Source organism: uncultured Enterococcus sp. (genome assembly GCF_913775425.1).
Lineage (GTDB): Bacteria > Bacillota > Bacilli > Lactobacillales > Enterococcaceae > Enterococcus_G.
Genome location: NZ_CAJYIS010000030.1, coordinates 1 through 6,358, shown reverse-complemented (window position 1 = coordinate 6,358; position 6,358 = coordinate 1). Strand labels below are relative to the sequence as shown.

Genomic DNA, 6,358 nt, shown 5'->3' with positions numbered 1-6,358 from the left:
ATACTGATACTTAGTAACAAACGTTTCAACCATTTCATTTCAGTCAGCTCCCTTTTTATCTCCTATCTGTATTAAAACATACCCTTTGATAAAAATAATCAGACTAATGGCTTAAGTTGAAACTGATGGATACTTTTTTTAAGAACAAAAAACGAGAGCCGAATCATTATCAATTCAACTCTCGTTTAGTCACTCTTATTAAAACTCTTTGATGACTTCTTCCATCCCTAAACCTTGAGCAACTTTTGTACCGTACTCTTTATCGGCTTGGTAGAAATGATAGATTTGACGTTTTTTGATGTCGTCTTTTGAAACTGGTGTCATCGCATCAACGACATTTTGCACCAAGCGTTCTTTGGCCTCGTCTGATTGCAAACGATACAAATCACCTGCTTGTGTGTAAAAGTTTTGATCATAACTATAATGCCCGATTTCACCGTGGACTTCATAGCCAGCTGGTTTGACAGCTGGATTTTCTTTGACTTCATTAAAGCTATTTGGTTCATAATTGATTGAAGTCGAACCATTGTCCATCCGCATAAACCCGTCTTTTTGATTGTTGTTGACTGGACTGACTGGTTTATTGATCGGAACTTGAGAGTAGTTGGCTCCGACACGGTAGCGATGTGCATCACCATACGCAAATAAGCGTCCTTGTAGTAATTTATCTGGTGATGTTTCGATTCCTGGTACTAAATGCCCTGGTGACATCGCGACTTGTTCCACTTCAGTAAAGTAGTTTTCAGGATTGCGGTTTAAGGTCATCGTGCCGACTTCAACTAATGGAAATTCTTTTTGTGAGACAGTTTTGGTCACATCAAATAATAATTCTGGTCGTTTTTGCGCTTCTTCAAAAGGAATCAATTGTACACATAAGGTCCAAGATGGGTAATCTTGCGCTTCAATCGCATTGTGTAAGTCTTCGATATGATAATCTGGATTGGACCCAGCAAGCTCTGCCGCTACTTTTACATCAAGATTTTTCACACCTTGATTCGTTCTAAAATGATATTTGACCCAGGTTTTTTCACCTGCTTCATTGACCCATAAGAACGTATGGCTACCATAACCATGCATATGACGCATCGTAGCCGGGATTCCACGATCACTCATCAAAATCGTCACTTGGTGTAAAGATTCTGGGGATAATGACCAAAAATCCCATACTGCATCTGGGCTTTTTAGATGTGTTCGTGGATCACGTTTTTGTGTGTGGATGAAGTCTGGGAATTTTAGAGGGTCTCTTACAAAAAAGACTGGCGTGTTATTTCCTACGATATCGTAGTTACCATCTTCCGTGTAAAACTTCACCGCAAACCCACGTGGATCACGAACTGTATCGGCAGAACCGAGTTCACCTGCTACAGTTGAAAAGCGTGCAAATAAAGGTGTTTCTTTTCCGACTTCAGATAAAAAACTTGCCTTCGTGTATTTCGAAACATCATTCGTTACTTTAAATACACCATGTGCTCCCGCACCTTTCGCATGAACGACACGTTCAGGAACCCGTTCACGATTAAAATGTGCCAATTTTTCTAACAAGTGGACATCTTGGATCAGTACTGGACCAAATTCCCCTGCTGTTGCTGAATTTTGATTGTCGTAAACTGGAGCACCATCTGCTGTTGTTAACCATTCTTTTACCATGTACATTCCTCCTTTTCGCTATAATTTAACTGTACCTGAAATCGGATATTTCATCAAAGATAATCCTTTTAAAATCGAATAATATTTTTGAAATGTTATTTTATACAAAAAACAAGCTAAGAGTTTAGCTTGTTTTTCAATTATTTAGAGATGTGCAAGACCTCATATATATTATATTCTACTGCTTCTGGTTGTTCGTTTACAAAATAAAATTCGACATATTTCCATTTATCCGGATTATACACTATTGCTTTACCCAAGCATTCCAAATGGGGTAATGAATAATGAGGTTTTTGCATATTATTTGTTCGCTTGATATCCTGTTCGATCTCGATCACATAACGGGCTTCTTTGATTTTAGTAGAAATCTCCGTCCATAATGGGATCGCGATGTTGATATGTTGCCAGCCAAATGAGGTCAAAATATTGTCGTAGAATCCTTCAAAAATAAATCGATTCATGCCCTCTGTATGTTCCCACAAGTAAAATGGCGCGTACTCTTTACGCTCTTTTTGATCTATAATCAAATAGGCTTTTAGTGCTAAACCTTCAAAGCCATCTGTTTTCATCCCATTCTCTGCTACTCTATTTCTGATGATCTGCATATCGTAATCATTTGGTAAAGTAATCTTATATTGCATTGCATTCATAGTATCTCTCCTCTCTTGTCAAATTATACAGCGTCTTTTTTTATGTGTATAATGGTTGTAAATCATATGTTTATTCCAAATTGGAATAATTAGAGAGCAGGAACTATTTTGGAACTAAACGATATCAAAATGTTTTACGAAGTAGCACAAACGAATTCTGTCAGTCAAGCTGCTCAAAATTTAGGCTACACACAGTCAAATATCAGTAAACGTATCAAACGTCTAGAAGAAGAGCTAGATCATCGATTATTTGAACGAAACAATAAAGGAATGCAATTAACAGAAACTGGAGTACAATTTTTACATTATGCTAAGCAATTGCTAAGTGTTTACAGCGAGATTGAATCTGTGTTCATCACATCCCCGACTACACTAAAAATCGGCACTACTCAAACAATTGCACATAATTATTTACGTGCTTATTTTCTTAAACCTGAATACACCATTTTTATTGATTCCACAAAAATTTTACTCCAACAATTATACGCTGGAGCGGTCGATTGTTTGATCCTAAACCAACATCTAACGAATCAAACAGTAACCATTCAACAAACGGTCTGTGAACAAATTTGTTTAGTACAAGCGAAAACATCAGAAAAAGCAGAAATGTTTACTACACTTTTAATCAATCGTGATCCTAAGTGTCCTTATCGACTAGAAACATTAGCTCTTTTGGAACATTACGAACCAAGCTCGATCCAATTGATCGAAGTGGATACGCTAGATATGATGATGGCGATGTTAGAATATTCTGGTATGTGCGCAGTTTTGCCAAAAAAAATTATCGAGACACATTCTAACTTAAGGATGTGGGGAAATTGGCAAAAAGAAAGCTCCGTTTTTGTCTATACGCTACAAAATAAGCCATTATCACACCCATTGATTCTAGATTCAATGGTATAATGCTCTACTTTTTTCACAAATTTCAAAAAAAGTATCAAATAGGGTTGACGTTTTTTTATTGTTATTGTATTATGAATAAGTCCTGTTATTCAGGTACTGTTTTGGAGGAGTAGCGAAGTGGCTAAACGCGGCGGACTGTAAATCCGTTCCTTTTGGTTCAGTGGTTCGAATCCACTCTCCTCCATTCTAATTGGGGTATAGCCAAGCGGTAAGGCAAGGGACTTTGACTCCCTCATGCGTTGGTTCGAATCCAGCTACCCCAGTACGTCAAAGCATCGTAGAAATCTACGATGCTTTTTTTGTTATTTCAATTTTAATTTATTTGTTATTATGAGCCGAAAATTCGAGTAGTGAGCTCATAAATCGTTCGACAAATTTGTCTGCTTGGATCCCTAAACATACCGTAGTTCTCTTGTGAGTACTTCTTAGTTCCGCTAGATTCCCAGTCATACGTCCAATTTCGATCCCACTGGTATCGACTGTAAGATTCATCGCAAAAGTCTCTGTAACTAGACTTTCATCTAGAGCAATCGCGACCGCTAGTGGATCATGTAAAGCTCCCCCATACTCTTGACTTTCGTATTCATTTTGATAATAATACGTTGCAATATGCGCTAGGAATGCTCCGGTTTTTTCATTGATATCAAAGCGTTGAAGTTCGGTTTGGGTGATCATCGTCTGCAACGTGACGTCAAGACCAACAAGCGTCGTATCGATTTGTTCGAAAACAAGCTTTGCAGCCATTGGATCGTTATAGACGTTCACTTCAGCAAATGGAGTAATATTTCCAGGTAGCGTGATCGCGCCTGCCATACAGACCACTTTCCCAACATTTTGCATTACTTCAGGTGCGTTTTTGATTGCGGTCGCTAAATTTGTCAGTGGCCCTAAAGTGACGATAATCAATTCTTCTTGATAAGTTCTTGCTGCGTGAATCAAAAATTCAGAAGCATTCAGAGTTTGCGGGTTTGTTTTAGGTGTATCTAACCTATACTCACCAATTCCATTTTTCCCATGAACACGCTCAAAAGAAGACGGCACACGATACGCTGTTGCTCCTAAAGGACGATCTGCACCGATATAGACTGGAATCTCAGCTTGAAATAATTCTAAAATTTGCAACGTATTTTGTGTCGCTTGCTTCACTTGTACATTTCCAAAACTTGTGGTGATCCCAATCAATTCAGCTTGTTGCGATTGTGCTAGCGCATAGAGAATCGCAAAAGCATCGTCGATCCCTGTATCTACATCTAAAATCAATTTTTTCATCAGCGAACTCCTTTTTTATGTATTGACTTAAGTAAACCATCGATCGAAAGCTCACGTCAACTATTCCATTAAGGCTAGACAGTAGTATGTAGATTTGCCACAATAAAAGAAAAAGGAGAACGCTAATATGACCTATACGTTTGATACAATTGAAGACTGTAATGCGGAACAAGTGATCGATTTATTTATTGACACCTTTACTCGGGCACCTTGGTTCGATGTTTACGAGTCCCGTGAACAAGTCGAACGTTTTTTTGCTCGCTTTCGAGCGGACAATTATTTTCTCGGATATATTTTATGGGATCAAAATCAACCGATCGCGCTGAGCATGGGCACCAAAAAGCCTTGGATCGAAGGCATGGAATACGTCATCGATCAATTTTGTGTTGCCCCTGCTTATCAAGGACAAAAAGTGGGAACTTATTTTTTAACTCAAATCGAACAAGAAATTATCAAAATGGGATTGAATGCGATTCTACTCAATACGGATAAAGGTGTGCCCGCCGAAGCTTTTTATCGTAAAGCTGGTTTTCGTAGCCTCGATCAAAATCTGTTGCTAGTAAAACTACTCTGATTAAAAGAGAAGGGTGTGACGAATGTCACACCCTTCTAAATAGAATAAACGGCGTTCCAGAAGTAACTCCTTTAGAAATAAGCCGAACCATTACCGAAATAGGTGAACCTATTCTCGGAATGATTCGGCTTATTTCTTGGTGCTGACCACTTCTGTCACAGCCTCTTTTTATTTATGTTCACGTTCTGCTCGTTTTTCAGCTTTTTCTTCTTTTTTCATGGCCACATGTTCACGATTTTTATCAACTGTTGCCTCAAAAGATGTTTTTGTTTTCGCTTCTTCAAATGAGCGACGGTTTTCTTTGGCTCCATCTCGTTCTGTTGTCATCACATACACTCCTTAATTAAGATAGTCGGAAAATTCTTTTTCAATTTTGTTCATTTCATCTTTATCGTATTTCGCGTATTTTCCTTCTTCATGTAAAATACGTTTGATTTCATGAACCGACTTTTTACTTTCATACCATTTTTTGATGCGGTGTTTCTTCTCGGTATCTTCGTTTAGCTCATTTAAAGTAGTCAACGTTTCATCCAATTTTTCTACATACTCTGCGATCTTATCAAATACTTTTTCTTCTTTTTTCTCATAGTTTGTCATATGAAACACCTCTTCTTTTATATTAAATAACTCTCTAACGATAAACAGGTAAGGGCTATGTTAGAAAGATCATTTCAAAACATTTTCTTTAAATCTCATGATACAAATTGGTAGTTAAGTTAATAGGAACAGTGGCAATTTGATTACCAAATCGCTCTTGTAGCTGTTGCAACGTAACTTTAGTAAATGTATTGGATTTGGTTGGTTTTACTCTCAATTCACACTGTGACAAGTCGTATCCTGACCAATAGGCGGTATAATCCGATTGCGTTGGCGAATCTTTTTCAACCCCTTCAGGAATAATCACTGAGCAAAATACGGTATACAGTTCATTTAGTGCTTGTTCTTGATGAGGTTGTTTCATCATTTTTGATAACAATGTGATTTTAAGATAACGCGATGGACTCGTATAATCACCAGGCAATCCATGTAAACCAGAACCACTTTCAATATCTTTTATCGTAAATTCTCCAAGCTGGAGTTGTGGTTTGGTATAGTCGCTCAAATTGACATAATTGCGCAAATTCGTGATATGCCAATCATATGTTGGACTATTGGCGATGGTATCTGTAGTTTGTTCATAAACATGTAATTCACCGTTTGTTAACGCTTCGATGACGATCGAATCACCATTTTTGTCTGTAAACATTTGATGCAATGGTAAGTAACCAGGTAAATCAAGCATCGAGTTTTGGGTTGATTGATCGATCACTGCAAG

8 protein-coding genes and 2 tRNA genes are annotated in these 6,358 nt (G+C 37.8%); 4 read left to right on the top strand and 6 right to left on the bottom strand.

All coding sequences use genetic code 11. The annotated features are described in order from the left end of the window. Positions 1–198: 198 nt before the first annotated feature. Both QZ413_RS03300 and QZ413_RS03295 read right to left on the bottom strand, forming a co-directional pair. The gene (locus tag QZ413_RS03300) at positions 199–1,647 is read right to left on the bottom strand and encodes a catalase (protein ID WP_297076340.1); all 1,449 of its coding nucleotides are present in this window, start codon (positions 1,645–1,647) and stop codon (positions 199–201) included. 140 nt (positions 1,648–1,787) lie between these two features. Further along, positions 1,788–2,297, bottom strand: coding sequence for a DUF4865 family protein (locus tag QZ413_RS03295; RefSeq protein WP_297076338.1), 510 nt, complete (start codon positions 2,295–2,297; stop codon positions 1,788–1,790). A 108-nt stretch (positions 2,298–2,405) separates the two neighbouring features. On the opposite strand from QZ413_RS03295, the gene QZ413_RS03290 reads away from it, so the two are divergent. From QZ413_RS03290 to QZ413_RS03280, 3 genes are all read left to right on the top strand, one after another. After that, complete coding sequence (locus tag QZ413_RS03290; RefSeq protein ID WP_297076336.1) at positions 2,406–3,200, top strand: LysR family transcriptional regulator; 795 nt, start codon at positions 2,406–2,408, stop codon at positions 3,198–3,200. Positions 3,201–3,303: 103 nt separating this feature from the next. Beyond that, positions 3,304–3,384 (top strand) — tRNA-Tyr (locus QZ413_RS03285). Between the two features lie 7 nt (positions 3,385–3,391). Further along, positions 3,392–3,463: transfer RNA gene (locus tag QZ413_RS03280), tRNA-Gln, on the top strand. A 55-nt stretch (positions 3,464–3,518) separates the two neighbouring features. Here QZ413_RS03280 and QZ413_RS03275 read toward each other — a convergent pair. Further along, positions 3,519–4,469: a nucleoside hydrolase gene (locus tag QZ413_RS03275; protein WP_297076333.1), complete on the bottom strand. Its 951-nt coding sequence runs from the start codon at positions 4,467–4,469 to the stop codon at positions 3,519–3,521. A gap of 127 nt (positions 4,470–4,596) precedes the next feature. Between QZ413_RS03275 and QZ413_RS03270 the strand changes: the two genes are divergently transcribed. Further along, positions 4,597–5,043, top strand: coding sequence for a GNAT family N-acetyltransferase (locus tag QZ413_RS03270; protein ID WP_297076330.1), 447 nt, complete (start codon positions 4,597–4,599; stop codon positions 5,041–5,043). 168 nt (positions 5,044–5,211) lie between these two features. Here QZ413_RS03270 and QZ413_RS03265 read toward each other — a convergent pair whose 3' ends face one another. The 3 genes from QZ413_RS03265 to QZ413_RS03255 form a co-directional block, all read right to left on the bottom strand. Beyond that, a complete protein-coding gene (locus QZ413_RS03265; RefSeq protein WP_297076327.1) occupies positions 5,212–5,370 on the bottom strand; it encodes a hypothetical protein in 159 nt (52 codons plus the stop codon). Between the two features lie 12 nt (positions 5,371–5,382). Next, the gene (locus QZ413_RS03260; RefSeq protein ID WP_297076325.1) at positions 5,383–5,640 is read right to left on the bottom strand and encodes a hypothetical protein; all 258 of its coding nucleotides are present in this window, start codon (positions 5,638–5,640) and stop codon (positions 5,383–5,385) included. A gap of 88 nt (positions 5,641–5,728) precedes the next feature. Next, a partial coding sequence (locus QZ413_RS03255) for a linear amide C-N hydrolase (RefSeq protein WP_297076322.1) occupies positions 5,729–6,358 on the bottom strand: 630 nt, incomplete at its 5' end.